The 24,168-nt window shown below is 71.9% G+C and carries 18 protein-coding genes; 15 read left to right on the top strand and 3 right to left on the bottom strand.

Translation table 11 applies throughout. The annotated features are described in order from the left end of the window. The 4 genes from VF330_RS25915 to VF330_RS25900 form a co-directional block, all read left to right on the top strand. On the top strand, positions 1-6,430 hold a 6,430-nt coding region (locus VF330_RS25915), incomplete at its 5' end, for an SDR family NAD(P)-dependent oxidoreductase (protein WP_330854281.1). A 103-nt stretch (positions 6,431-6,533) separates the two neighbouring features. Then, positions 6,534-7,436, top strand: coding sequence for an NAD(P)H-binding protein (locus VF330_RS25910; RefSeq protein ID WP_330854280.1), 903 nt, complete (start codon positions 6,534-6,536; stop codon positions 7,434-7,436). 33 nt (positions 7,437-7,469) lie between these two features. Beyond that, positions 7,470-8,675, top strand: coding sequence for a cytochrome P450 (locus VF330_RS25905; RefSeq protein ID WP_330854279.1), 1,206 nt, complete (start codon positions 7,470-7,472; stop codon positions 8,673-8,675). Positions 8,676-8,691: 16 nt separating this feature from the next. Further along, complete coding sequence (locus tag VF330_RS25900) at positions 8,692-9,117, top strand: hypothetical protein (RefSeq protein WP_330854278.1); 426 nt, start codon at positions 8,692-8,694, stop codon at positions 9,115-9,117. Between the two features lie 374 nt (positions 9,118-9,491). Here the strand turns inward: VF330_RS25900 and VF330_RS25895 are convergent, their stop codons facing one another. Beyond that, positions 9,492-10,130 (bottom strand): TetR/AcrR family transcriptional regulator, encoded by a 639-nt coding sequence (locus VF330_RS25895; protein ID WP_330854277.1) that lies wholly within the window; start codon positions 10,128-10,130, stop codon positions 9,492-9,494. A 103-nt stretch (positions 10,131-10,233) separates the two neighbouring features. Between VF330_RS25895 and VF330_RS25890 the strand changes: the two genes are divergently transcribed. The 6 genes from VF330_RS25890 (at position 10,234) to VF330_RS25865 (ending at position 15,215) form a co-directional block, all read left to right on the top strand. Then, entirely contained in the window at positions 10,234-10,953 is a 720-nt protein-coding gene (locus tag VF330_RS25890) for an SDR family NAD(P)-dependent oxidoreductase (protein WP_330854276.1), read from the top strand. A 196-nt stretch (positions 10,954-11,149) separates the two neighbouring features. Next, a complete protein-coding gene (locus tag VF330_RS25885; protein ID WP_330854275.1) occupies positions 11,150-12,037 on the top strand; it encodes a 3-hydroxyacyl-CoA dehydrogenase family protein in 888 nt (295 codons plus the stop codon). Continuing rightward, positions 12,037-12,705, top strand: a complete 669-nt coding sequence (locus VF330_RS25880) for an O-methyltransferase (RefSeq protein WP_330854274.1) — start codon at positions 12,037-12,039, stop codon at positions 12,703-12,705. The genes VF330_RS25885 and VF330_RS25880 overlap by 1 nt, the downstream gene beginning before the upstream one ends. 33 nt (positions 12,706-12,738) lie before the next feature. Next, positions 12,739-13,011: an acyl carrier protein gene (locus VF330_RS25875; RefSeq protein ID WP_330854273.1), complete on the top strand. Its 273-nt coding sequence runs from the start codon at positions 12,739-12,741 to the stop codon at positions 13,009-13,011. Further along, entirely contained in the window at positions 13,004-14,101 is a 1,098-nt protein-coding gene (locus VF330_RS25870; protein WP_330854272.1) for an acyl-CoA dehydrogenase family protein, read from the top strand. Before VF330_RS25875 ends, VF330_RS25870 begins: the two co-directional genes overlap by 8 nt. A gap of 22 nt (positions 14,102-14,123) precedes the next feature. Further along, positions 14,124-15,215 carry an HAD-IIIC family phosphatase gene (locus VF330_RS25865; protein ID WP_330854271.1) on the top strand — a complete coding sequence of 364 codons (1,092 nt, stop codon included), beginning with the start codon at positions 14,124-14,126 and terminating at the stop codon, positions 15,213-15,215. A gap of 6 nt (positions 15,216-15,221) precedes the next feature. Here the strand turns inward: VF330_RS25865 and VF330_RS25860 are convergent, their stop codons facing one another. Both VF330_RS25860 and VF330_RS25855 read right to left on the bottom strand, forming a co-directional pair. Beyond that, positions 15,222-16,466 (bottom strand): glycosyl hydrolase, encoded by a 1,245-nt coding sequence (locus VF330_RS25860; RefSeq protein WP_330854270.1) that lies wholly within the window; start codon positions 16,464-16,466, stop codon positions 15,222-15,224. Next, the gene (locus VF330_RS25855; RefSeq protein ID WP_330854269.1) at positions 16,463-17,494 is read right to left on the bottom strand and encodes a LacI family DNA-binding transcriptional regulator; all 1,032 of its coding nucleotides are present in this window, start codon (positions 17,492-17,494) and stop codon (positions 16,463-16,465) included. Before VF330_RS25855 ends, VF330_RS25860 begins: the two co-directional genes overlap by 4 nt. 101 nt (positions 17,495-17,595) lie before the next feature. On the opposite strand from VF330_RS25855, the gene VF330_RS25850 reads away from it, so the two are divergent. Genes VF330_RS25850 through VF330_RS25830 form a run of 5 tightly spaced genes read left to right on the top strand, consistent with a single transcriptional unit; the run spans position 17,596 to position 24,124 of the window. After that, positions 17,596-18,879 (top strand): ABC transporter substrate-binding protein, encoded by a 1,284-nt coding sequence (locus tag VF330_RS25850; RefSeq protein ID WP_330854268.1) that lies wholly within the window; start codon positions 17,596-17,598, stop codon positions 18,877-18,879. 13 nt (positions 18,880-18,892) lie between these two features. Beyond that, positions 18,893-19,822, top strand: coding sequence for a sugar ABC transporter permease (locus VF330_RS25845; protein WP_330854267.1), 930 nt, complete (start codon positions 18,893-18,895; stop codon positions 19,820-19,822). Positions 19,823-19,845: 23 nt separating this feature from the next. Beyond that, complete coding sequence (locus tag VF330_RS25840; RefSeq protein ID WP_330854266.1) at positions 19,846-20,697, top strand: carbohydrate ABC transporter permease; 852 nt, start codon at positions 19,846-19,848, stop codon at positions 20,695-20,697. Further along, positions 20,694-22,865, top strand: coding sequence for a glycoside hydrolase family 3 protein (locus VF330_RS25835; protein ID WP_330854265.1), 2,172 nt, complete (start codon positions 20,694-20,696; stop codon positions 22,863-22,865). Before VF330_RS25840 ends, VF330_RS25835 begins: the two co-directional genes overlap by 4 nt. Next, positions 22,853-24,124: a glycoside hydrolase family 125 protein gene (locus VF330_RS25830; protein ID WP_330854264.1), complete on the top strand. Its 1,272-nt coding sequence runs from the start codon at positions 22,853-22,855 to the stop codon at positions 24,122-24,124. Before VF330_RS25835 ends, VF330_RS25830 begins: the two co-directional genes overlap by 13 nt. Positions 24,125-24,168 lie beyond the last annotated feature (44 nt).

Below are 24,168 nucleotides of genomic sequence, written 5' to 3'. Positions count from 1 at the left end.
CAGCGCCGCGTCCGGCCGGGTCGCCTACGCGTTCGGGCTGGAGGGCCCGGCGATGACGGTCGACACCGCCTGCTCGTCGTCGCTGGTGGCCCTGCACCTCGCGCGGCAGGCGCTGCGGCGCGGCGAGTGCACGCTCGCCCTGGTCGCCGGCGCCACGGTGATGTCCAGTCCCGGCGTGTTCCTGGAGTTCAGCCGCCAGCGCGGGTTGTCGAAGGACGGCCGCTGCAAGGCGTTCGCGGACGCAGCCGACGGCACGGGCTGGGGTGAGGGCGTCGGAGTCCTGCTGCTGGAACGGTTGTCGGACGCGCAGCGCAACGGCCACCAGGTCCTCGCGATCGTCCGCGGCTCTGCGGTGAACCAGGACGGCGCGTCGAACGGCCTCACCGCACCGAACGGGCCGTCGCAGCAACGTGTGATCCGCCGCGCGCTCGCCGACGCCGGTCTGTCCACATCGGACGTCGATGCGGTCGAGGCGCACGGCACCGGGACGACGCTCGGCGACCCGATCGAGGCGCAGGCCCTGCTCGCGACCTACGGCCAGGACCGCGAGACCCCGTTGTGGCTGGGGTCCATCAAGTCGAACATCGGCCACACGCAGGCGGCCGCCGGGATCGCCGGGATCATCAAGATGGTCATGGCGATGCGGCACGGCCTGCTGCCGAGGACCCTGCACGTGGACAGGCCGTCCCAGCACGTCGACTGGGAGGCCGGTGCCGTCCGGCTCCTCACGCGGGCGCAGGAGTGGAAGCAGAACGGGCACCCGCGCCGGGCCGCCGTGTCCGCGTTCGGGGTCAGCGGCACGAACGCCCACGTGATCATCGAACAGCCCCGGCCCGCCGACCACGCCGAGAACCCCGTGGTGCCACCGAGCCTGACGCCGTGGCTCGTGTCGGCCGCCGACCCCGGTGCGCTGCGCGGGCAGGCCGCCCGGCTGCGGGACTTCGTGACCGCCCGGCCGGACACCGACCCCGTGCGGATCGCGGCGGCGTTGGCCGCCACCCGGTCGAACATGACCCACCGCGCGGTCGTGCTGGGCCACGACCGCACCGACCTGCTCACCGGTCTGGCCTCCCTCGCGGAGGACGGCTCGGGTGCGGACGTCGTGCGCGGCAAGGTGGTGCAGGGACGGACCGGGTTCCTGTTCTCCGGCCAGGGATCGCAACGCGTGCGCATGGGCCGTGAGCTCCACCACGAGTTCCCGGCGTTCGCCACGGCGTGGGACGAGGTCTGCGGCGTGCTCGACCCGTTGCTGGAGCGTCCCCTCGACGAGGTGGTCGCCGACGAGTCGGTGCTGGACCAGACGCAGTGGGCGCAGCCCGCGCTGTTCGCGCTCGGCGTCGCGCTCGTGCGGCTGCTGGAGTCGTTCGGCGTGCGGCCGGACTTCGTGGCGGGCCACTCGGTCGGCGAGGTGACCGCCGCGCACGTGGCCGGGGTGCTGTCGCTGTCCGACGCGGCACGGCTCGTGGTCGCGCGCGGCAGGCTGATGCAGCGGGCACCGGCTTCCGGCGCGATGGTCGCCATCGGCGCGGGCCACGACGTCGTGCTGGAGTCGTTGCGCGACCTGGCCGACAGCGTGTCGGTGGCCGCGGTGAACGGCCCGGAGTCGACGGTGATCTCCGGCGACACGGACGTGGTGCTGCGGGTGGCCGGCCACTGGCGCGAGCAGGGCGTCAAGACCACGCGGCTGCGGGTCTCGCACGCGTTCCACTCGCCGCACATGGAACCGATCCTCGCGGAGTTCCGGTCCGTGCTGGAAGAACTGTCGTTCGCGCCGCCGCTCGTTCCGATGGTGTCGAACGTGACGGGCGGCGCCGCGACCGCCGAGGACGTCTGCGCACCCGAGTACTGGGCGGCGCACGTCCGGCAGCCGGTCAGCTTCCACGAGGGCATCCGGTTCCTGCTCGGCCAGGGCGTCAGCCGGTTCGTCGAGCTCGGGCCCGACCGCGTGCTGTCGGCGATGACCGCGGACTGCGTCGCCGACAGCGCCGACGAGACGGTCATCCTGCCGTTGCTGCGCCGCGACCGCCCCGAACCCGCCGCGCTGACGGCGGCGCTCGCCGGCCTGCACGTGTCCGGCCAGCGGGTCGACTGGGCCGAGCTGGTGCCCGCGCGGGGCCGCGTCGAGCTGCCCACCTACGCGTTCCAGCGCAAGCGGTACTGGCTGGAGCTGCCCGAGACCGTGGCCGCGGGCCAGACCGTGCTGTCCGCGCCGACCGCCCTGCTGGGGCACAAGGTCGAGCTGGCCGACACGCAGGAGCTGGTGTTCACCGGCCCCATCTCGCCCAGGACGCACCCGTGGCTCGCCGACCACCGGGTCGGGTCCGCGCTGGTGCTGCCGGGGACCACGTTCGTCGAGCTCGCCGTCGCCGCGGCCGCCGAGACCGGCTGCGACCTGCTGGAGGAGCTCGTCCTCGAACGGCCGCTGGTGCTGGCCGAGGACGACCACGTGATGATCCAGGTGCGGCTGGGCGTGCCGGACGCGGACGGACGTCGTCCCGTCGAGGTGTTCTCCCGGCTCGACCAAGCCGCCCAGGGCACGCCGTGGACGTCGCACGCGCGCGGGTTCGCCGTTCCGGGGCCGCGCAACAACTGCGGCGGCGGGCAGAGCTGGCCGCCCGCCGGTGCCGTGCCCCTCGACCTCGCCGGCGCGTACCCGCGGCTGGCTTCCCGGGGCAACGACTACGGCCCGGCGTTCCAGGGCCTGCGGGCCGCGTGGCGGCACGGCGACGACCTGCTGGCCGACGTGGCGCTGCCGGGACACCTGCGCAACGAGGCGAGCGGGTTCGGGCTGCACCCGGCGTTGATGGACGCCGCCCTGCACCTGGTGCCGCTGGAGCTGGCCGAGGCCAAACCCGGTGAGGCGCTCGTGCCGTTCGCGTGGACCGGCGTGACGCTGCACGCGACCGGTGCGTCCGTGCTGCGCGTGCGGATCACGCCCACCGGACCGGGCACCGTCTCCGTGTCGGCGGCGGACCCCGGTGGTGCGCCGGTGCTGACGGTCGACTCGCTGGAGCTGCGGTCGGTGTCGCCGGGCAGGCTCGCGTCCCGGCCCGACCACGCCTACCAGCTCGACTGGGCACCCGCCGTCGTCCCGTCCGGCGTAAGGCCACAGTGGACGGTGCTCGCTGCCGGCGGGCTCGCTTCTCTGACAACCGTTCCCGAGTTCGTCGTGCTCGTCTGCGAGTCCGGGCGGGGTGATCTGGTCACCGACGTCCACGCGGTCGCGCACGGTGTGCACGAGACCGTGCGGGCCTGGCTCGCCGACGACAGGTTCGCCTCGTCGCGGCTCGTCGTGGTGACCGGGGGAGCGGTCGCGACAGCACCGGGCGAGGACGTTCCGAACGTCGCGCACGCCGCCGTGTGGGGGTTGGTGCGGTCGGCGCAGACCGAGAACGCGGGCCGGTTCGTGCTCGTCGACGTCGACGCGGACGTCGAGGACTGCCTCGGCGACGTGCTGGCGAGCGGCGAACCCCAGGTGGCCGTGCGGTCCGGGCAGCTCCTCACCCCGCGCCTCGGTCCACTCAGGACCGCCGGGCTGGAGGTCCCGGACGAGCTCGGCCGCGCCTGGCGGGTGCACGTCACCGCGACCGGATCGCTCGAGAACCTCGCGGTCGTCGCCAACCCGGCCGCGACCACCCCCTTGGCCGCGGGCGAGGTCGCGGTGGCGATGCGCGCCACCGGCCTGAACTTCCGCGACGTCCTGATGGCCCTGGGCATGTACCCCGGCGAGTGCCGGCTGGGCAGCGAGGGCGCGGGCGTCGTCACCGAGGTCGGCCCCGGCGTCACCGGCATCGCGCCGGGGGACCGGGTGTTCGGCCTGGTCACCGACGCGCTCGGCCCGGTGGCCGTCACCGACCACCGGCTCCTCGCCCCGATACCGGACGGCTGGTCGTTCGCGCAGGCGGCGTCCGTGCCGGTCGTGTTCCTCACCGCGTACCTCGGTCTGGTCGACCTGGCCGGAGCACAGCCGGGCGCCCGCGTTCTGGTGCACGCGGCCGCCGGGGGAGTCGGCATGGCGGCCGTCCAGCTGGCGCGGCACCTCGGGCTGGAGGTCTTCGCGACCGCGAGCCCGGCCAAGCAGGCCTCGGTGCGGGCGGCCGGCGTCGCCGCGGACCACATCGCGTCCTCGCGCACGCTCGACTTCGAGGCCGAGTTCCGCGCGGTGACGGGCGGACGCGGCGTGGACGTCGTCCTCAACTCGCTCGCGGGTGAGTTCGTCGACGCGTCGCTGCGGTTGCTCGCCCCCGGCGGGTGTTTCCTGGAGATGGGCAAGACCGACCTGCGCGACGACGTGCCGGGCGTGCGGTACCGGCCGTTCGACCTGCACGAGGCCGGCCCCGACCGGCTCGGCGCGATGCTGCGCGAGGTCCTCGCGTTGTTCTCCGCCGGAGCCTTGACGCCGCTTCCCGTGCGCGCGTGGGACGTCCGCGACGCGCGGGAGGCGTTCCGGTTCATGAGCCAGGCGCGGCACGTCGGCAAGATCGTGCTGACCGTGCCGCCCGTCGCCGACCCGTCCGGGACCTGGCTCGTCACCGGCGGAACGGGCGTGCTCGGCGGACTCGTGGCCCGGCACCTCGTGACCACGCGCGGGGTCCGGCGGGTCGTGCTGGCCGGACGACGTGGCTCCGCGGCGGAGGGCGTGGCGGAGCTGGGGGCCGAGCTCGGCAGGTTCGGCGCCCGCGTCGACGTGGTCGCCTGCGACCTGGCCGACCGCGAGGACACCCTCCGGTTGCTGGACGAGATCGGCCCGCTCACCGGAGTCGTGCACGCGGCGGGCGTCATCGACGACGCCGTGGTCGGCTCGATGACCACCGACCAGGTCGACCGGGTGCTCAGGTCCAAAGTGGACTCGGCCGTGCACCTGCACGAGCTGGTGGCCGAGCGCGACCTCGGCGCGTTCGTGCTGTTCTCGTCCGTGTCGGGGCTCCTCGGCGGCGCGGGGCAGGCCAACTACGCGGCGGCGAACGCGGCCCTGGACGGCCTGGCCTGGCACCGCCGGTCCCGCGGGCTGCCCGCCACGTCGATCGCGTGGGGCCTGTGGGCCGACCGCAGCGCCATCACGGGCGACCTGGACGCCACCGACCTGCACCGCCTCGCCCGCTCCGGCATCCAGCCGCTGCCGGCCCGCCAAGGCCTGGACCTGTTCGACCTCGCCCTGGACAGCGCCCTGCCCGTCGTCGCGGCCGTCCGGCTCGACCTCGGCGCCCTGCGCTCCCAGCCGCGCGAAAGCGTTCCCCCGCTGCTGCGGCACGTCGTCGGCACCGCACCCCGCCAAGCGGCGGTCGCGACCACCGAAACCGCTTCGCTCGAACAACGTCTGGCCGAAGCGCCGCCGCAGGACCGCGACCAGCTCGTGCTCGACCTGGTCCGCGAGCACACCGCCGTGGTGCTGGGCCACGCCGGCGCGGACGCCGTCGACGTCACCAAGGGCCTGTTCGAGCTGGGCTTCGACTCGTTGTCGCTGGTGGAGCTGCGCAACCGGCTGAGCACGGCGACCGGGCTGCGAGTGCGGTCCACGCTGATCGCCGACGACTCGACCCCGGTCACCGTGGCGCAGCGGCTGGCCGCGGAGTTCGCCGACCTCCCGGCGGCCCCGGCCGCCGACCCGGCACCGGGTGACAGCATCGTCGGGCTCTTCCAGCGTTCGGTCCACCTGGGACGCTCGGGCGAGTTCATGGGACTGCTGCGGCAGACCGCCGGGTTCCGCACGTCGTTCGAAGGCCCGCTGGACGCGGGGGAGCTGCCGGACCCGGTCCGGCTGGTCCACGGCCCGGCCACACCGAGGCTGATCTGCTTCCCGCCGTTCGTCGGCCGCTCGGGCGCGCACCAGTTCGCCCGGTTCGGCGCGGCGTTGCGCGGCGAGCGGGACGTCTCAGTGCTGCCCCAGCCCGGTTTCGTGGCGGGGCAACGGGTTCCGGCCGACGCGGCGGCGGTGTCGGAGGTGATGGCCGAGGTGGTGCGCAGGGAAGCGGGCGACCAGCCGTTCGTGCTGGTCGGCTACTCCTCCGGCGGACTGGTGGCGCACGCCGTGGCGAACCGCCTGGAGCAGCGGGGACTCGCACCGGCGGGCATCGCGCTGGTCGACGTCTACCCGTCCGGCGAGAACACCGCCGACGCCGTGCTGCCCGGCCTGCTCGGCGGGCTGCTCGACGACCGGCGCCGGCCGCCGGAGGACGCGGGCGACGCCTGGCTCACCGCGATGGCCCGCTACCTCGACCTCGACTGGACGCCGTCGGCGGTGGCCGTGCCGACCCTGCTGCTGAGGGCCACCGAACGGGTCCCCGCCTGGTCCGGCACGGCCGAGGACTGGCGCAGCGCCTGGAAGTACGCCGACACCGTGGCCGACGTCCCCGGCGACCACTTCACGGTGATGGAGGAACACGCCCCCGCCACCGCCCGCGCGGTGTCGGACTGGATCGGCGGTTTGTAGGGGTGATCGTCAGGGGTTCCGGGCCTTTCTCCGGCCCGGATAGCCTCAGTCGAACGATTTCCGGGGAATTCTCCGGACGAATACTCGCCGGTGAGAGGAACAAATGTACGTCGTCACCGGGGCGTCCGGACGATTCGGGCGGCTGGCCGTCGAACGCCTGCGGGAACGCGTGGACGCGAGCAGCATCATCGCCGTCACCCGCACCCCCGACCGCGTCGCCGACCTGGGCGTCGTCGTCCGGCAGGGCGACTTCACCGACCCGGCCTCGCTGACCGCCGCGTTCGACGGCGCCGAACGGGTGCTCGTGTCCGCCACGGGCGCGCGCAGCCTCGGCCGGCGCACCGAACTGCACCGCACCGCGTTCGAAGCGGCGGCGAAAGCCGGTGCTGGCCACGTGCTCTACCAGTCGATGGTGCGCGCCGGCGAGCCCGGCCACCCGCTGTCGCTGATGCCGGAGCACGGCGCGACCGAGCGGGCGCTGGCCGAGTCGGGCGTGCCGTTCACCGTGGTCAGGCTCAACGTCGAACCGGACGTGCTGCTGATGACGTTACCGCTGGCCGAAGCCGTGGCGTCGGGCACGCTCGCCACCGCCCACGGCTCCGGGCACGTCGGCTGGGTGACGTGGGAGGACTCGGCCGAGGTCGGGGCCGCCCTGCTCGCCGCGGGCGGCCACGAGGGCCAGTACGTCGACGTGTCGGGACCGGCCGCGCTCGACCACGGCGACGTCGCCGAGGCCTTGACCGAGGCCACCGGCCGTCCCGTGACCCACGAGCCCGGTGAGAGCAGCGACTGGGACACCTACCTGGCCCGCCTGCCGCGGGCCCTGACCTCGTCGGTGCCCGAACAGGCGCTGCGGGCCGGGTTCGAGTTCTGGACCTGCGCCGAGGCCGGCTGGTTCGACGTCGTCACGCACACCGTGCCCCGCCTGACCGGCCGCCCGGCCACCTCGCTGGCCGCGTTCTTCACCGCGCACCGCGCGCAGCTGCTGGGCCGGACCGAGGCCTGAGCAGGACGAGCCCTGAGCAAGAGGGGGATACGCATGACGACTGCGCAGGAACCGAGGAACTACCCGTTCAGCGCGGCCTCCGGGCTCCACCTGGATCCCACGTTCGCGCACCTGCGGGCCACCGAACCGGTCTCGCGCGTGCGCCTGCCGTACGGCGGCGACGCCTGGCTGGTGACGAGCCACGAGGACATCAAGACCGTCTTCACCGACCCGCGGTTCAGCCGGTTCGAGGCGTTCGGCAAGGAGTGCCCGCGCCCCAACCCGGAGGTGCGCACCGGCCCGCCGACGATCATCGACCTCGACCCGCCGCACCACACCCGGCTGCGCAAGCTGGTCAACAAGGCGTTCACCGCCCGGCAGACCGAGCTGCTGCGGCCGCGCGTGGAGCAGGTCGTCACCGAGCTGCTCGACCGGATGGAGGAGAAGGGCTCCCCGGCCGACCTGCTGGAGTCGCTCGCCTACCCGTTGCCGATGACGGTGATCTGCGAGCTGCTCGGCGTGCCGCTGCAGGACCGCGACAAGTTCCACGAGTGGTCCGACGCGATGGTCGCGATCACGTCCGTCAGCCCGCAGGAGAGCGAGCAGGCGTTCGCCGACGTCATGGCCTACATCGCGAACCTCGTCGACCAGCGCCGCCGCACGCCGACCGACGACATGCTCGGCATGCTCGTCGCCGCCCGCGACGAGGGGGACAAGCTCAGCGAGGAGGAGCTGGTCCTCTTCGGCGTGACCCTGCTGATCGGCGGCTACGAGACGACCGCCAACCAGATCGGCAACTTCGCCTACACGCTGTTCACGCACCCCGAGCAGCTGAACCGCCTGCTGGCCGACCCCGGCATCCTCGACACCGCGATCGAGGAGCTGTCGCGCTACTGCCCGCTGCTCAGCGAGGCGGGCAACGTGCCGCGCATCGCCATGGCCGACCTCGAACTGGGCGGTGTGCGGATCCGCAAGGGCGACGCCGTGTTCATCGAGCTCAACTCGGCCAACCGCGACGACAAGGTGTTCCCGCAGGCCGACCAGCTCGACCTCGGCCGCGCCCACAACCCGCACTTCGGCTTCGGGTACGGCGCGCACCACTGCGTGGGAGCACAGCTGGCCAAGGTCGAGATGCGTGCCGCCATCGGCGCGCTGACCAGCAGGTTCCCCAAGATCCGGCTCGCGGTCCCGGCGCAGGACGTGCCGTGGAAGGACGAACGACGGCTGCGCGGGGCGTTCGCCCTGCCGGTCGAATGGTGAGGACTGGAGGACAACCATGGGACGTTTCACCTACCTGGCGTCGTCGGAGCGCATCCCCGACCCGCAGGCCAGCGACATCGAGATCACGATCACCACGCCCGACGAGGTCAAGGTCGGCGAGGTCGTGAACATCGAGCTGACCCTGCGCACGCTGCACCCGACGATCAAGGACCGCGCGGTCGGCGACGTGCACGGTCACGTGTTCGTGCGGGTCGACGGGCCGGTCTCGCACGAGCTGAAGGCGGACGGGCTGGTCAACGCGAACTTCGTGTTCACCGGGAAGAACGTGCTGCTCACCGGTGGCCACGCGGAGTTCGTGGCGGAGGAGCCGGGGGCGTACGAGTTCCGGCCCGGCAACATCTGGGTGACCACGTCGGACTACCCGATCAGCTGCACGCCGGGCAGCGAGTTCCCGGTGGAGAGCAAGACCCAGGTCGTCTGATCGCGGGTGGTCGCCTTGGCGTGTTGGGTGCCTGTTTCAGGCGCGGGGCTCCGCCCCGGACCCCGCCAGCTGATCAAAGACCGGGCCGGCGCCGTTCGTGGGTTGATGGCACGCCTGTTGGGTTGGGCGGCTTGCTGTTGCGTGGGTGGTGCGGTTCGGGTGGGGTGATCCCGTCCCGAACCGGGCAGAGCGAGCCACACCAGGTCAGGGGTGTCAAACCGCCGAAAAGCGTGGCGGTTTGACACCCCTGACCTGGTGCAGCGAGTGCTTTGCACGGCTCGTGACGGGACCACCCCACCGGAACCTTCTGTCTCAAGCCAAAGAGGACTGCTCGGCTTCGCCTTCGCGCTTGGCTCGCCTTCGGCTTCGCGTGTTCAGCCGCAGTCGCCCGTCATCGCCCGGTTCAGCTCCTCCGGGTTGATGGGCGGCACGGCCAGCGGGTGGGCCGCTCCGGCGCGCATGCCGTCGAGCATCAGGCCGAGGTGCCGGCGCCACAGGTCCGGTCGCACCGACCCCGTCGCCTCGACCGTGCGGGCCGTCGCCCAGGTCAGGAACGCCAGGTCGGCCATCGTGAAGTCGGGCCGCAGCACGCCCGCCTCGATCGCGCGGTCCAGGATCCGGCTCATCAGCTGGAACCCGTGCAGGTGCGCCTCGGTCGGCGTGGCCTGCGGGACGCGCCGCGAGATCAGGTCGTTGTAGCCGCGGTCGTTGGCCTGCAGCTCGCAGATCCGTTCCAGGAAGTGCACCAGGCCGTCCCACGCGTCGGGCATCGCGAGCGAGTGCTCGGCGATCTGCCTGACCGTCTGCGCGCGGTCGCTGAACACCGCGTCCACCAGGTCCGCGCGGTTGGGGAAGTGGTTGTAGAGCGTGCCGATGCTGACCCCGGCGGTGCGGGAGATCTCCTCGAGCGCGACGTCCAGCCCGTGGACGGCGAACAGCTGCCGCGCGGCCTCGACCAGCAGGTCCCGGTTGCGCTGCGCGTCCCGGCGCAGGGGCTTGGTGCGGCTGCTCATGGCCCGAATCCTAGCATGTTGAGGTCGTCCTCAACTTCTGTGTATAGTCGGCCTAGTTGAGGCTGTCCTCAACTTAGTGGACCGACAGAAGGAGCTTTGTCAGATGCCCAAGACTCTTGCCATCTTTGGCGCCGGCCCTGTCTTGGGGTTGGCCGTCGCGCGCCGCTTCGGGCGTGAGGGCTTCCGCGTCGCGCTGGTCTCGCGGACCAAGGAGAACCAGGACAAGCTGGTCGCCGAGCTCGCGAACGACGGGATCGAGGCGGCCGGTTTCTCCGCCGACGTCTCCGACCGCACCCAGATCCCCGGCGCCGTCGAGGCGATCACGAAGGCGTACGGCCAGATCGACGCCGCGATCTTCAGCCCGGGTGGCGGCAGCATGGGCGAGGGCATCGTGCCCGCGCTCGACATCACGCCGGAGAGCCTGCAGGCGATCTTCGACGAGTTCGTCCTCACCGGTGTCGCGCTGGTCAACGCCGCTCTGCCGGCCATGGTCGAGCGCGGCGACGGCGCGATCATCTTCACCGGCGGCCAGTCGGGCGTGTACCCGACGCCGATGCTCGGCAACGCCGGCATGGGCCAGGCGGCGCTGCGCAACTACTTCTACAACCTCAACGGCCTGCTCGCCGACAAGGGCGTGTACGTCGGCGCGGTGAACATCGGCGCGCTGATCAAGGGCAGCGTGCCCTACAACATGATCACCTCCCGGCCGAACATCGACTTCGAGGTCGAGGCGTACAGCCCCGAGGAGTTCGCGGAGAACTACTGGGAGCTGTACTCCAAGCGCGAGAAGCCCGAGGCGCTCGTCGGCAGCATGGGGCAGTGACACCGCTCGCCGAGCGTTCGTGAGAAATCCGGGGTGTGGCCACACCCCGGATTCCTCGCGTTCCGGGAACTCGCCTGTGTCGTTCTTAGGGGTCCCGGACAGGGGTTGAGCGGAAAATGCGCCCTCAGTAGCGTGGTGATCACCGGGGAAATGATTTTCCCGCGAATTCCTCTTTCACGCGCTTTCGGAGGTCGTGGTGACGCAGGACAGTGCCGGGCACCGTCTGGCCGTGCTCGGCGCGGGCGTGATGGGCAAGGGCATCACCGCGCTCGCGCTGGGCCGCGGCCTGCCGGTGACGCTGGTCGACGTCGACCCCGCCGTGCTGGGTCCCGCGGCGGACCAGGTGCGCCAGGAGATGCGGCTGGGACAGCTCACCGGCGCGTTGCCGCGCGACCGGAAGCCGGGGGAGCTGCGCACCGGCACGTCGGTCGCCGACGCCGCGGACGCGACCGTCGTGGTCGAGGCGATCACCGAGGTCGCCGAGCTGAAGGTCAAGGCGCACATCGACGTGGCCGCCGTGGTGGCGCCCGGCACGTTGCTGGTCACGAACACCTCGTCCATCCCGGTCGACGAGCTCGCCGCGTCCGCGCCCCGGCCGGAGGACCTGCTGGGCGTGCACTTCATGAACCCGCCCTACCTGATCGAGACGGTCGAGGTGATCCGCGGCTCGCGGACCGGCGAGCACGCGATGGCGGCGCTGTCGTCGTTGCTCGAAGCCCTGGGACGCAGGGGAGTCGTGGTCGGCGACGGGCCGGGGTTCGTCACGAGCCGCGTGCTGCACCGCATGATCAACGACGCCGCCGAGCTCGTCCACGAGGGCAGGGCGACGGTCGAGGCGGTCGACGCGCTGATGGAGGGCTGCCTCGGGCACCCGACCGGACCGCTGCGCACCGCCGACCTGATCGGCATCGACAACCTCGTCGACTCGCTGCGCGTGCTGCACGAACGCACCGGCGACGACAGCTTCCGGCCGAGCGGGGCGTTGCTGCGCAAGGTGGCCGACGGCGACCTCGGCCGCAAGACCGGCCGTGGCTTCTACTCCTACACCGACGCCGGCGGCGCGCTGCCCGCGGGACTGCGCTGATGGCCGCGCAGGTCGACGCCACGCCCGAACTGCTGGCGTACGTGCGGGAAGTGTCGTTGCGCGACGACGAGATCCTGGCCGGGCTGCGCGGGGAGACCGAGCGCATGCCCGCCTACCACTCCATGGTGACCATGCCGGAGGAGGCGCAGCTCCTGGCGCTGCTCGTCCGGTTGATCGGCGCCGGTTCGGTGCTGGAGATCGGCACGTTCACCGGCTACAGCACGCTGTGCATGGCCAGGGCCCTGGCTCCGGGCGGCCGGATCATCACCTGCGACGTCGACCGCAAGTGGCCGAGTGTCGCGGCGGGCTACTGGAAGCGCGCGGGCGTGGCCGACCGCATCGACTTCCGCCTCGGCGACGCCGCGGAGACGATGGCGGCACTGGTGTCCGACGGCCTGGCGGGGACGTTCGACCTCGTGTTCGTGGACGCGGACAAGGCCGGCTACGAGCTCTACTACGAGCACGCGCTGACCCTGCTGCGCCCCGGCGGCCTCGTGGTCGTCGACAACACCCTGTACTTCGGCCGCGTGGTCGACCAGGACGCGCGCGACCCGGACACCGAGGCCATCCGCCGGCTCAACGCCCGCCTGCGCGACGACGAGCGGGTGGACCTCGCCCTGCTGACCATGGCCGACGGCATCACCTTGGCGCACAAGAAGACCGCGTAACCGTTCCGACGAGACCAGAGGTGTGCGGAGATCATGACCGACTCCCTTGCGGCGACCACCCCGACCGCGATCAGCGAGAACCTCCAGGAGTTCCTGCTGTCGCGGACCAAGCAGGCCTGGGAGCCGGACGTCGACCTGTTCGCCTCCGGCGTCGTGTCGTCCATGTTCGCCATGGAGCTCGTCGTCTACGTGGAGAAGACCTTCGACGTGATGGTGCTCGGCGAGGACCTCGCCGTCGACAACTTCCGCACCGTCAACAAGATGACCGACCTGGTGCTGCGCCTGAGCGAGAACAGCGGTGTCTGACGCCGCGGCCCTGGTCACGGAGGCGGTCGGCGACAGCGCCGCCGAGTGGGACCTGGCCGGCTGGATCCCGCACGAGGTCGTGCGCGGCCTGGGCGCCAAAGGCGTGCTGTGCGCCGAGGTCCCCGCCCGGCACGGCGGCCTGGAACTGTCCGGTGTGGACAACGGCGAGCTGACCGCGCACACCGGCGCGTTGTGCAGCTCGTTGCGCAGCCTGATGACCTCGCAGGGGATGGCCGCCTGGACGATCCAGCGCTTCGGCACCCGCGATCAGCACAGCGAGTACCTGGGCCAGCTGACCGGTGGCACCCTGGCCGCCGTCGCGTTCAGCGAGCCCGGCGCCGGCAGCGACCTGTCCGCGATCAGCACGCGGATCGAGCGCGACGGCGACACCGTCGTGGTCACCGGCCGCAAGACCTGGATCACCGCCGCGGCCTACGCCGACGTCGTCCTGGTGTTCGGCCGCTTCGGCACCGACACCGCGGTGGCCGTCGTCCCCACCACCGCACCGGGCGTGCGCGTCGAACGCGTACCCGCCCCGCTGGGCTGCCGCGCCGCCGGCCACTCCACAGTGGACCTCGACAACGTCCGCCTGCCGCTGTCGTCCGTGCTGTCCGGCCGGGGTTTCCCGCTGCCCCTGCTCGTGACCACGGCCCTGACCTACGGCAGGCTGTCCGTCGCGTGGGGCAGTGTCGGCATGCTGAGGGCCTGCCTGACCGAAGCCGGCAGGCACGCGGGCACCCGTGAGCAGTTCGGCAGCACCCTCGCCCAGCACCAGCTGGTCGCCAGGCACCTGGCCGAGCTGTACGTGGCCGAGCGCACCGCGACGAAGATGTGCGAGGACGCCAGCCAGTCCTGGGACGCCCGCTCACCAGACATGGGCGCGGCCGCGGTCCTGGCCAAGTACGTCGCCTCCACCGCGGCTGCTCGCGGCGCGGCGACGGCCGTGCAGGTCCTCGCCTCCGCGGGAGCCCAGGACGGCGGCGTGGTCGCCAGGGCGTTCCGCGACGCGAAGCTGATGGAGATCATCGAGGGCAGCAGCGAGATCAGCCAGTTGGTGCTGGCCGAACGCGCGCTGCTGGCGGCCCAGTAGACCACGACGGGGGAGCACGGCCGTGACCGACAAACCTTTGGTGAAGTGCCTGGTCTGGGACCTCGACAACACCCTCTGGCAGGGCACCCTGCTGGAGGACGGCGAGGTGGTGCTGGCCGACGAGATCCGCGACGTCGTCATCGAGCTCGACGCCCGCGGCATCCTCCAGTCCGTGGCCAGCCGCAACGACCACGACCACGCCTGGGCGCAGCTGGAGAAGCTGCGGATCGCCGAGTACTTCGTGGTCCCGCGGATCAGCTGGGGCCGCAAGTCCGAGGCCGTGAAGCAGATCGTCGCCGACCTCAACATCGGCGTGAACACCATCGCCTTCATCGACGACATGCCGGTGGAACGAGCCGAGGTGGCCCACCACCTCCCCGAGGTCCGCGTCTACGAGGCCTCCCAGGCCCTGGCCCTGACCTCGTTGCCGGAGTTCAGCCCACCCCTCGTCACCGTGGACGCCAAGCGCCGCAGGGAGATGTACCAGGCGGGCTTCCGCCGCACCGCCGAACGCGACGCGCACGAGGGCAGCGACGAGGAGTTCCTCCGCTCCCTGTCCATGGAACTGCGCATAGCCCGCGCCCACGAGGACGAGATCAGCCGCGTCGAGGAACTGACCCTCCGCACCAACCAGATGAACGCCACCGGCGTCCACTACTCCGAGGACACACTCCGGTCCTATGTGGACGACCCGGCGCACGAGGTCCTCGTCATCAGCCTGACCGACAGGTTCGGCCCGCACGGCGCGGTGGGCGTGATGCTCCTGGAGAAGCTCCCCGCCGCCTGGCACCTGAAGCTCCTGGCCACCTCCTGCCGCGTGGTGGCCTTCGGCGTCGGCGCCACCCTGCTCCGCTGGCTCACCGACCAGGCGGCCCGCGCCGGCGTGCACCTCGTCGCCGACTTCAAGCGCACCGACCGCAACCGCATGATGGAGATCGCCTACCGGTTCGCGGGCTTCGGCACCGCCGACTGCGCCTGCACTGCGGCGATTCCCGGTGCTGACGGGATCGAGCGGTTGCACCTGGTGCCGCAGCGGCAGGAGGCGCCGGACGTGCTGCGGGTGCTCACGTCGGACCTGGGGTCGGACAGCGCAGAGCTGACCGAGTGGACCTGACCCCGGTCAGGACACCGCCACACGGTCGAGCACCCGAATCCCCCGCGCCTCCAACGCCGCAGGCGAAGCAGCCACAGCACTGGTGACGACAGCGACGTCCACACCCTCCTCGCGCAACGCGTGCCACCGCTCGAAAACACCCCCACCAGGCCCCAGAGCAGCACGCGACACCGGCAGGTCGTCCTCGTCCACGTCCACGACGACACCCACGGTCCGGGCAACCGGCCGGACACCGGTCCGAGCCTCGGCGACCAGCTCGGCGAACCGGCGGCCGAGCGGCTTCACCCGGTTCTCTGTGTCGAGCAGGCCGAGCGAGTACTCGAGGTCCTTGTAGTCGCCGAGCGAACGCGACACGTCGTGCGAGCACCACCAGGTGATCGCGAACAGGTCGGTGGTGGTGAGCGCGGCCTCGACGGTGCGCGTGCAGAACTCCGGCATCTCCGCCTCGGCCAGGTTCATCGACGGCGCGCCGACCTCCTGCAGCCACACCTGCCGGCCGGGGTCGGTCGCGAAGGCCTTCGACAGCTCGATCATCCACTCCGCGTGCCGCACCGACTGCGGTGACAGGGCGCCGTAGCGGGCGGCGGTGCCGTTGAAGATCCACGAGTGCACGGTCGTCATGTCGCCCAGGCGGCTCGCGTGGGTGGGCACGAACGGGTGCTCGTCGCGGTACCAGAGGTGGTCGTTCTCGCTGTGGGTCACGACGTGGCGGGGGTCGCGGTCGCGCGGGGCGTCCAGCAGCGACGTCAGCCAGTGGCTCACCTGGGCGGTGGTGGCGGGCATCGCCGCGGGGTTGGGGAGCTGGAACTGGTTGAGCTCGTTGCCGAGCGTGAGGCCCAGGAAGTTCGGCTTGTCGCGCACCGCGTCGTAGACGGCGGCGACGAGCGCGGCCTGCGCCTCGACGGCCGGCCGGTCGGTGAACATGTTGCCGTTGTGCCAGTTCACCAGCCAGGCCGGGACGAAGTCGAAGCCGGACATGTGGCCCTGGATGACGTCGACCGCGATGTCGAGGCCGGACTCGGCGGCCAGGTCGGCGACGAGGGCGATGTCGTCGAGGGCGCGCTGCCGGATGAGGGTGCGGTTCGGTTGCAGCACCGGCCACAGCGGGAACACCCGCACGTGGTCGGCGCCGAGTCCGGCGATCGCCTCGAAGTCCGCGCGCACGGCGTCGGGCTCGACGGCCATCCACTGGAACATCCAGTCCTTCGACGGGGTGTAGTTGACGCCGAACCTCGGCACGGTGGTGGTCAAGAGCTTCCCTCGCGGTTGTGCGGAGCGGGCGCCGTGGACTCGCGGACGAGCAGGCGGCGGCCGCTGACGGTCTGGGCGGTGACGTCCTCGCCGCGGACGAGCCGTTCGAGCAGGGCGACGGCGGCGCGGGCGCTCTCCTCGACGGGGGCGTCGAAGGCGGTCAGGCGCGGGCGCACGATCGACGACACCCAGGAGTCCTCCCACGCGATCACCGAGAGCTGCTCGGGCACGCGCACACCGACCTCCGGTGCGTGGGCGACGATCTCGGCGGCGATCGTCTCGCTGTCGACGATGATCGCCGTCGCGTCCCCCAACCGGCCGAGCAGGTCGGCGACGGGGTCGGCGGCGGCCGGGTTCCACGCGGCCAGCGCCGCCTTGACGCCGCGGTCCCGTGCGGCGCCGCGGAACCGCTTGTCCCTCGCACGGGTGTGGGCGAGGCCGGGGGCGTCGGTGACGCGCGCGATGCTGCGGTGGCCCAGTCCGGTGAGGTGCTCGACCGCCTCGGCGAACGCCGTGCCGTCCCGCACGGTCACCGCGGCGACGGGACCGGGGACGGGGGCACCGAGCAGGGCGGCGGGCGCGCCGAGCTGTTCGACGAGCGCGAGCCGCGGGTCGTCGTCGCGCACGTCGACGAGCAGGAACGCGTCCACGCGCTGCTCGCCCCACCACTGCCGGTAGACCTGCTCTTCCTCCTCGGCCCGCACCAGCGTCAGCGACAGCGACCAGCCGATGTCGGCGAGCGGTTCGGTCAGCCCGGCGAGCAGGCGCATGAAGAACGGGTCGCGGCCGAACGTCCCGCGCGACCGCGCGATGACCAGGCCGAGGCTCCGGCCGCCCTGGCCGGACACCTTGCGGCTGGCGAAGTTCGGGCGCCAGTGGAGCTCGTCGGCGGCGGCGCGGATGCGGGCCGCGGTGGCTTCGGAGACGTTGGGCCGTCCGTTGAAGACGTGCGACACGGCGGACGGCGACACGCCCGCCAGCCGGGCCACCGCGGCGATCGTCACGCGCTTCGTGCTGGGTTCACTCATGGCACCCCGAGGTTAGGGGCGTTGACCGCTCCTTGTAAAGCGGTATACCTTGCTCGCCACTTGATGTGTACCGCTATACAAGACCATCCCGCGGAGGCCCTGTGTCCCACGCCATCAGCAGGCGCACACTGCTGCGCGCCGCGATCGGAGGAGGCATCGCCGCGCCGGTGCTCTCGGGGTGCGGCGCGCTGATGCCCGCCTCGGACCGGCCCGGCGCGCTCTCGGTGCACACCCAGCTCAGCGGCGCGGTGGCCGGCGCCCAGGTCTTCGCCGACGCCGTCGCCACGTACGAACGCAGGACCGGCCGCCCGGTGGCGTTGCTGAAGAACGGCTCCGACCTGCCGATCGTCTTCGAGACCAGCTCGCTCGCCAGCGCGGAGGCCGACGTCGCCCTGGTGAACCTGCAGGGCCGCACGCTCTCCTGGACGGGACTCGGCGCGACCATCCCGGTCACCGGCCTGCTCGACGAGTGGGACCTGCGCGACAAGATCATCCCCGAGGCGCTCGCGGAGTGGACCGACGCGAACGGCAACCTGCGCGCGTTCCCGTTCACCCGCACCAACTGGCCCGTCTCGTTCAACACGCGGCTGCTCGACCAGGCCGGCGTCCAGATCCCGACGACGTCCGACGAGCTGATCGCCGTGGCGCAGGCGTTGCGCTCCAAGGGGATCGGCCCGGTGACCGTCGGCGGGTCCGACTGGAGCGGGCAGAAGATGTTCCTGCAGATCCTCCAGGGCTTCCTCACCACCGAGGAGGCGAAGAAGGTCTTCTCCAGCGGCAAGCTCTCCGAGAGTCCCGGCGCCGTCGCGGGAGTCCGGCACTTCGTCGAGCTCAGGGACGCCGGCGTCTTCGTCGACGACGTCCAGGGCTACACCTCCGACTCCGAGCTGACGCAGTTCAACACCGGCAAGGCCGCGATCGTCCCGGCGATGTCGTCGGCGCTCGCGAAGGTGCCCGCGGAACGGGCGAAGGAGGTCACCGTCGGGGGCTGGCCCGTGCCGTCCCGCGGTGGCGTGATCCAGCGCCCGAGCGTGATCCGCAGCTTCAACGGCCACGGCATCTGGATCAGCGAGAACGGCGCGAAGAAGCTCGACCTGGTCAAGCCGTTCGTGCAGCACCTCTACACCGACGAGGTCACCGACGCGATGATCCTCGGCTCCGGCAGGGACATGAGCCGGGTCACGAGCACTGTCAGCAAGAACTTCCCGCTCGTCGCCCAGGCGTCGCGGCTCACCGAGCAGCAGGTCTCCCCGGTGCTGCTGCCGGACCTGCTCATCCCGCAGAACGCGTTCGAGCCGATGATCCAGGCCACCGCCGCGGCCTACGGCCGGATCTCCGCCGACCGCATCATCGACGTCTTCGAGAGGGCCTACGCCACGGCGTGAGGAAGGACCTGCCTTGACCGCTCTGACCGAAGTGGCCGTCACGACCACTCCCGAAACTCCCACGCCACCCGGCCGTGCCCGGCGCCCGTCGATGCGGGAGCGCTTTCCCGGCTTCGCACTGCCCGCGCTGATCTGGTACGCGGTCTTCATGGTCGGCCCGGTCGTGGCGATGATCGTCATCGGCTTCCTGTCCTGGCCCGGCATGCTCGTCGAACCGGGGTTCGCGGGCCTGGACAACTTCCGCCGCGTCTTCGCCGACGAGAACTTCTGGACCGCGGCCGGGAACTCGGCGCTGCAGATCGTCGCCGGCCTGCCCGTCATGATCGTGCTGGCGTTCCTGCTCGCGTTCTACGTCGTGCAGAAACCCCGCGGCCACAAGGTGTTGCGCTACCTGCTCTTCATCCCCGCGCTCATCTCCGCTCCGGCGACCGCGATGGTGTTCTACGCGATGCTCAACCCCGACGGCCTCCTCAACGGAATCCTGCGCCCGCTCGGGTTCGACGGCACCGCCTGGCTCGCGGACCCGTCGACGGCGCTGGGCGCGATCGTCGCCGTCGAGCTGTGGAGCGGGATCGGCTACTCCGCGGTGCTCATCGCGTCGCGACTGGACGGTGTGGACGGTGAGATCGTGCAGGCCGCGCGCATCGACGGCGCGGGGGACTGGCGCATCGCGTGGCGCATGTACTGGCCCATCGCCCGCGACTTCATCGGCGTCGTCACGATGCTGCAGTTCCTGTCGATGCTGTTCAACTCGGCCCAGACCGTGCTGCTGCTGACCCAGGGCGGCCCGGGGACCGCGACGACGACGTTGTCGTACCTGGTCTACCGCAAGGCCTTCGTCGAGACCGACCTCGGCTACAGCCAGGCCGTGGGCATCGTCCTCTTCGTGCTCGGCCTGGTGGGCATGGGTGCGATCCGCCGGGTGCTCCGCGCCACCTACTGACCCGAACCCGAGGAGAGTCCACCATGGCCCGGACCGCACTGCGCCCGCTGCGCGACCGCGTCGGCTCGATCACCAGCGGCACGCTCGCCTGGATCTACGCCGCCCTGCTCGTCGTGCCCTTCTACTACTTCGTCGTCTCGTCGTTCAAGTCGAACGAGGAGATCTTCGAGGCGCCACTGGCGTTGCCGGGGACGTGGGACCTCGGCAACTTCGCCACCGCGATCCGCCAGGCCGACCTCGTCCTCGCCGTCGCGAACTCGGTGCTGACGACGGTCGGCGCGCTCGTGCTGACCCTGCTGCTCGCCCTGCCGGCGTCGTTCGCGCTCGCCCGCTCGACCGGCAGGCTCGGCAAGGTCGTCGAGAACGTCTTCGCGCTCGGCTTCCTCATCCCGTCGTTCGCCGCGCTGTTCCCGACCTTCCTGCTCGCGGCGGCGCTCGGCCTGTTCCACAGCCGCACGTTCATCGTCTTCCTGTTGCCCGCCACGGCCCTGCCGCTGTCGATCGTGATCCTCACGTCGTTCATGCGCACGATCCCGCGCGAGCTGGAGGAGGCCGCGTCGATGGACGGCGCGTCGACGCTCCAGGTGCTGCGGCAGGTCTACCTGCCCATCTGCGTCCCCGGCATCGCGACCGTGCTGCTGCTGAACTTCCTGTCGTTCTGGAACGCCTACCTGTACCCGCTCATCCTCACCGGCCCGGACACCGCCCAGCGCACGATCCAGGTCGCGCTGCCGACCCTCAAGGTCGACGCGGGCACCGACTACGGTGTCCTGATGGCGGGCACGTTGTTCACCCTGCTGCCGGTGTACCTCGTCTACACGGTGCTGCAACGGCAGATGCAGCGCGCGCTCGTCTCCGGAGCCGTCAAGGGATGATCACCGCCTCCTCGCTCACGCCGGCCGAGCGGATCGGCCAGGTCAACCAGCGCCTCAAGGGCTGGGAAGCACTGCGCTGGGTCGACGGCGCCCCGCGCGTGACCGACGTGCTGCGCCGCGAAGTCGACCGGTTCGGCGGCATCGGCGCGATCTACGGCGTCCTGCGCGCCGACCCGTGGTCCGCTGTCCACTGGGACAACGGAATTCCGCCCGAACGCAGCGCGGAGGCGTATGCGGCCGTGCAGGACTACGTGACGCGCAACGGCTGTGGCGTGCCCGTGCTGTTCGTCGAGGAGGCTCCGCACGGCCTGCAGGCGCTCGGCGCGACGACTTTGCCGGTCAACCTCGCTTTGGGGGCCGGCATGGACGTCGAGCTCACCGAGGAGCTCGCCGCCGCGGTCGGTGCCGAAGCGCGCCTGCGAGGTGTGCACGTGGCGCTCGTGTCGGGGCTGGACGTGCTGCGCGATCCGCGGTGGGGCCGTGCGGAGGAGTGCTTCAGCGAGGACCCCGCGCTCGCGGCGATGCTCGTGGCCGCGACCGTGCGCGGGATGCAGGGACATGTCGCCGTCGTCGCCAAGCACCTGGCGGCCCAAGGAGCCGGCATCGGCGGCCGCAACGGCTCCGGCGCGCCGATCGGCCCCCGCGAGCTGGGCGAGGTCCACCTGCGGCCCGCCTTCGCCGCCGCCCGTGCGGGCGTCGCCGGGTTCATGGCTGCCTACAACGACATCGACGGCGTTCCGTGCACCGCCAACCGCGCCCTGCTCACCGGCACGCTCCGCGACGACTGGGGCTGGGACGGCGTCGTCATGGCCGACGGCACCGCGATCGACCGCCTCCGCGACAGCGCCCCGGACCCGGCCGCCGCGGCGGCGCTGGCCCTGCGCGCGGGCGTCGACCTCAGCCTGTGGGACGAGGCCTTCACCCACCTCCAGCAGGCACTGGACCGCGGGCTCGTCGACGAGAGCGACCTGAACCGCGCCGTCGACCGCGTGCTGGCTCTGAAACGCCGCGTCGGCCTGCTGGGCGAGCAGGCACCGGTCAGCCGTGACGTGGCCGGACTCGTCGACCGCGCCGCCCGGCAGTCCGTGGTGCTCGTGCACGGCGCACTGCCGCTCGACCCGGCCGCCACGGTGGCGCTCGTCGGACCCAACGCCGACGACCTGGACGCGCAGCTCGGTGACTACACCCCGCCCCGGCCCGCCGACGATCCCGCCGCGTCGACCGTCCGCTCGGCCCTCGTGGCACGGCTCGGTGACGACCGCGTGCGGTACGCGCCCGGTTCTCGCATCCGCACCGCGCTCGGTTCGGACGCCCTTCCGGCGGTGCGATCCGCGGTGGAGCAGGCCGACGTCTGCGTGCTGGTGCTCGGCGGGACCAGCCGCCGCGGCTACAGCGACGAGTTCGCCGACAACGGCGCGGTCGAGGGCCCGGCGCCCGACACGACCAACGGCGAAGGCGTCGACCTCGCGTCGATCGCCCTGCCCGAACCGCAGCTCGAACTCGCCCGCACAGCCCGTGCGAGCGGCAAACCGGTCGTGGCCGTGGTCGTCGACGGCCGACCACGCGCCCTCACCGAACTGGCCGCGCTCGTGGACGCGCTGCTCGTCGTACCGTTCCCCGGCCCAAGCGGCGGAGCCGCCATCGTGAGCGCGCTCTACGACGGCACGGCGTCAGGCCGTCTGCCCATGTCGTTCCCGGTGGCCGACGGTGTCTTCCCCGTCGCCCACGACGAGCGCATGGAGACCGCCCGCGGCTACCTCGACCACCGGCACCCCGTCGGACTCCCGTTCGGCAGCGGGGCACCGGTCAAGACCGGGGTTCGTGACGAGCCGTACCGCATTTCGGCCGCGGAGCTGGAAAACGGAGGCTCGATACGCGTCACCGTGGACATCGCCACCGCCGGGTCCGTCGCCGTGCCGCTCTACGGCCGTCGCCACGAACTCGGCGTGCGACCACGCCGCCGCACGCTCCTGGCCGTGCAGCGTGCGCGGAGCGAGACGGTCGAGTTCACGCTGGGGCTGGACGAGCTCGGCTCGTGGGCGACCGGACGGCCGGTCGCCGTCCCGGTGGAGATCGGGATCTGGAGCACCGACGAGACGGACGAACCGGCACACGCCGTGCGGATTCACGTCACCGACGAGAACGGAACCACGCCGTGGCAACGGTGAACGACACGATCGCCGCCGCAGCAGCACGCGTGCGCACCGTGGCAGGCGACCGCATCGGCGACCTGGTCGAAGCCGCACTGCACCGCACCCTGCGCGACACCGTCACGATCGGCGACGACGGCAGCGCGTTCGTCATCACGGGCGACATCCCCGCCATGTGGCTGCGCGACTCGACCACCCAGCTGACGCCCTACCTGAGGTTCCTCGCCGACTGCCCGGACCTGGCCGCACTCGTCACCGCCGTCGTCCGCCGCCAGTTCGCGTGCCTGGCCCACGACCCGTACGCCAACGCGTTCAACGACGGCCCGACCGGCGCCCACTACGAACCCGGCGACCTGTGCGACGACCCGCACGTGTGGGAGCAGAAGTACGAGATCGACAGCCTCGCCTACCCCGTCACCCTCGCTCACAAGCTCTGGCGCGCAACGGGTTCGACCGACGCCTTCGACACCGGCACGCACGATGTCCTGCGCACGGTCGTCGCCCAGCTCCGCCTGGAACAACGGCACGACGAGTCCCCGTACCGCTTCGAACGCCCCGGTGCCATCCCGACCGAGACCCTGGCCCGCGGCGGCCGCGGGACTCCTGTCGCCGTGACGGGTATGACGTGGAGCGGCTTCCGGCCGTCCGACGACGCCTGCACCTACGGCTACAACATCCCTGCCAACCTCTTCGCGGCACAGGCCCTGCTGGCCGTCGCCGAGATCGCCGCCGAGGTCTACGACGACACCGAACTGGCCTCCGACGCTCGTGGGCTGTCCCGCGAACTGGTCGAGGGCGTCAAATCGCACGGCATCGTCGAACACGACGGCGCACGCATCTACGCCTACGAGGTCGACGGCCTCGGGGGAGTGCTGTGCATGGACGACGCCAACACGCCGTCCCTCCTCTCGCTGCCCCTCCTGGCACCCGACGTGGTGGATCCCGAGGTGTGGCAGGCGACTCGCGGGTTCGTCCTGAGCGACGCCAACCCGTACTACTTCCGCGGCCGGGTGGCGAGCGGCGTGGGCAGCCCGCACACGAAACCCGGCCGGATCTGGCCGATCGCCCTCGCGGTCGAGGGCCTGACCGGGACCCCGGACGACCGGCGGCGGTTGCTCCAGCTGATCGCCGACACCGACGCGGGCACCGGGCACGTCCACGAGAGCTTCGACCCGTCGGACCCGTCCGCGTTCTCGCGGCCGTGGTTCTCCTGGGCCGACTCGATGTTCTGCGAGCTGGCCCTGGCGGTCGCCGACGACGTGGCGCCGCTCGGCTGACTCACCGCCGAGTGCGGACAGGCCAGATGGCCAGTCCGCTCGGC

Source organism: Lentzea sp. (assembly GCF_036380075.1).
Classification (GTDB): Bacteria; Actinomycetota; Actinomycetes; order Mycobacteriales; family Pseudonocardiaceae; genus Lentzea.
The sequence above is the reverse complement of the archived record's forward strand: the minus strand, read 5'-3'. Positions and strand labels throughout refer to the sequence as shown.